At 37.2% G+C, this 2,677-nt stretch carries 4 protein-coding genes; 2 read left to right on the forward strand and 2 right to left on the reverse strand.

Annotated features, from left to right (window positions below; all coding sequences use genetic code 11):
* A partial coding sequence (locus ABLA85_RS18495) for an RHS repeat-associated core domain-containing protein (RefSeq protein ID WP_367965782.1) occupies positions 1-575 on the forward strand: 575 nt, incomplete at its 5' end.
* Positions 544-1,593, forward strand: coding sequence for a hypothetical protein (locus ABLA85_RS18500; RefSeq protein ID WP_367965783.1), 1,050 nt, complete (start codon positions 544-546; stop codon positions 1,591-1,593). The genes ABLA85_RS18495 and ABLA85_RS18500, both read left to right, overlap by 32 nt.
* A 110-nt stretch (positions 1,594-1,703) precedes the next feature.
* On the opposite strand, the gene ABLA85_RS18505 is transcribed toward ABLA85_RS18500, so the two are convergent.
* Positions 1,704-2,027, reverse strand: a complete 324-nt coding sequence (locus ABLA85_RS18505; protein WP_367965784.1) for a SymE family type I addiction module toxin — start codon at positions 2,025-2,027, stop codon at positions 1,704-1,706.
* 84 nt (positions 2,028-2,111) lie between these two features.
* A complete protein-coding gene (locus tag ABLA85_RS18510) occupies positions 2,112-2,522 on the reverse strand; it encodes a helix-turn-helix domain-containing protein (protein ID WP_285810511.1) in 411 nt (136 codons plus the stop codon).
* Between the last annotated feature and the right edge of the window lie 155 nt (positions 2,523-2,677).

Below are 2,677 nucleotides of genomic sequence, written 5' to 3' on the forward strand. Positions count from 1 at the left end.
TACAATTCGCCGGCCAGTGGCTGGATGAAGAGAGCGGGCTGGTCTACAATCGGTTCAGGTATTACTCGCCGGTGGCCAGTTGCTATCTGACGCCGGATCCGTTGGGGCTGCTGGGCGGCACTAATCCCTATGCCTATGTACATAACCCCACAGGCTGGGTAGACCCTCTGGGATTGAAGCAAGACGAAATCATCCGGTATATGAGTAAACTAGAAGCTCAGCGCTCAATGGCTGCCAGAGGTGGAAAAGGGGGACTTATTCCTCATAAAGATGGTGAAAAGGCTGTTTGGGTAAACCATGATGATAATCCGGGTCGCAATCCTGGAAATGAAAAATATCGTGCTGTTATTACTGTCAAAAAAGATGGTGTAGATATACTTAACAAGCATACAGATATAACCAAATTCGATTATAAAGAAACAGGATTCAAAGATGGAGTGCTATCAAAAACTAATGAACCTAAAGCGAAAGGAATAGGTTTTAGGATTTTGGATAAGTTCAATGCAACTATTAAATCAATCCAAATAGAAACTAGAGGAAAAGATGGTAAGTGGAAAAAATGTCCGAAACCATAAAATGAATATTTATGATATATTCTCGTACAAACTGGAAAACTTTCTTAATGTTAGAGCCTATAAGAAAGTATTTGATGATATCTTCTATATAGAAGAGGAAAAAGATCTATTTCTGATTGCAGCAAAAAAAAGTAACGGCACTGCCGTTACTTTTACTCGTTGGCATGATCTCGTATCATTGAAAAAATTGAAGAAAAAATTTATTGAGAAAGGATTCAATGAGAGAGACTGTGAATCTATTATATTAATACTTTCTAGATTTTCTTACCTGTTTCAAATTAATAATAGGGAAAGAATGAATCAGGATCTATTTATATTTTATTATGTCCTACAATTATCTTGTTGTAATGGTGATTATAACCATCATATAGATGATGAAACAAAGAATTTTATGTTCCGCTTTCTTCTTTTTGAATTAAGTATGGATTATGATTCATATATGAGATTTAAAATTGAGGAAGGTGACATATTTTTTTATTCTCATGGTGGGAAGAAATCCAAACTTTCCAGTATGATAAGTTTAATTTATGACACTTTACAAGATGAGGGAAATAAAGAATTAAATTTACTTCTTTTAATTAGAGATTTTCAATTAAGTGTAATTGATTTACTGACAAAATCAAGAGATATAGAAGAGGTTGTAAAGTTAAATGATTATAACTTACATTTAATAAACCCTTCTGTTTTTGTTAAAGCCTATAAAGAAAACTATAAAAAAATTGTATCATCATTAGTGGAAGCAACAAATAAGTGGCAATCTACCAATAATTTATTTATATCCAACATGATTATTATGAATTATTCATATTATGTCTTGAGGAATAATTCAAGAAATATTATGAAGTTAAAGAGCGTTATTAAAAATGATGAAATATTTTCAGATGTTTTAACAGCAATAGTAAAAAGGAAATTTCATATAAGAGAAGAATTATTGCTTAAGCCGGAGTTACAAAAATATATTAAAAAATCAACAAAGAATGAAGCCTTTTTTTATAACATAACATATAGTCAACAATAAAGTTATTTGTTTTATGGCAGGCTCGTATAAAGATAAAGGTATTTTTATTATAGAGCTTGCCATTATTTTAAATAAACTGAAAATATTTTTATAATATTCCAGCTTTTTAATTATCTATCCGCCTGATAATCCCCGATCAACTCCCGCATCCGCAGCTTGATGTCACTGAGCTGATCTTGCTGGCGCTGGTACTGTTGCTTGATGGTGCGGGTGTCATCGCTGTCAGGGATCAGCACCAAGCAGCCATCCATTATTTTGACGGTGAGTGTGCCGCCAATATCAAACCCGGCTGCTTTTAGCCATTGGCCTTTAAGGTGGATCGCAGGCGGGGCAGTGGCCTTGTCATTTTGCGGCACGTATCCCACGGTGTAATAACGTTCTGTTTTTGTAACTTTATTTGCTACACGGTTTTGCTTAGAATGCGCCTTAGCCATCATTCAACTCCTCGTTAGTTGGTTGTGGTGAGCAACTTCGGCGTGTTGCAAGCGCGCCGGAGCTGCGTTAAAAATGCGTTCTCTTTAGCTGCCTTTCTCCTGCTCAACCGGGCGCATCGCTGATTCAACCCGGCTCTTCATAATCACCGCATCAATCAGTTTAATCACTGTCTCTTGCTCTTCCGGCTGGCATTCTTCAAGGGCTTTAAGCCGCTCAATTAACCGCGTATTACTCAGCGGTAACTGCTCGTCAGACGAACCTAATAACAAATAATCAATCGACGTCGTAAATAATTCAGCCAGTTGTATCAGCTTATCCGCAGGTGGGATGTGCATCCCGGACTCGTACTTGTTGTACTGCGAAAGCTGTAATCCAATCAGGCCAGCGACTTCTTTCTGTGTTCGCCGTTGCTGGTTACGTAATGCTTTTAGCCGTTGACCAAATGCCCGGCGCTGTTCTTCGGTCTGCATAATCTCTTCTGTCATATCAGCCATAAAGTGCTCCGAGTATAAGGCGTGTTATTAAAACGACTTGCTTTACTATCGTATTACGATTATATAATATATCGTGTAGCGAATCAAAATAAATCTTGACAGGTTTTTAAAGGAATATCGGTATGGCTCGCATTCCCGACGCAGAATTACAGCAC

Origin of the sequence: Xenorhabdus sp. SGI246, from assembly GCF_040838225.1 — a bacterium.
In the GTDB taxonomy this organism is placed as follows: domain Bacteria; phylum Pseudomonadota; class Gammaproteobacteria; order Enterobacterales; family Enterobacteriaceae; genus Xenorhabdus; species Xenorhabdus indica.

Excerpts from the sequence above, each read along its gene's own strand:
- ABLA85_RS18505 (WP_367965784.1), bottom strand. The coding sequence starts at position 2,027 with ATGGCTAAGGCGCATTCTAAGCAAAACCGTGTAGCAAATAAAGTTACA.
- ABLA85_RS18510 (WP_285810511.1), bottom strand. The coding sequence starts at position 2,522 with ATGGCTGATATGACAGAAGAGATTATGCAGACCGAAGAACAGCGCCGG.
- ABLA85_RS18500 (WP_367965783.1), top strand. The coding sequence starts at position 544 with ATGGTAAGTGGAAAAAATGTCCGAAACCATAAAATGAATATTTATGAT.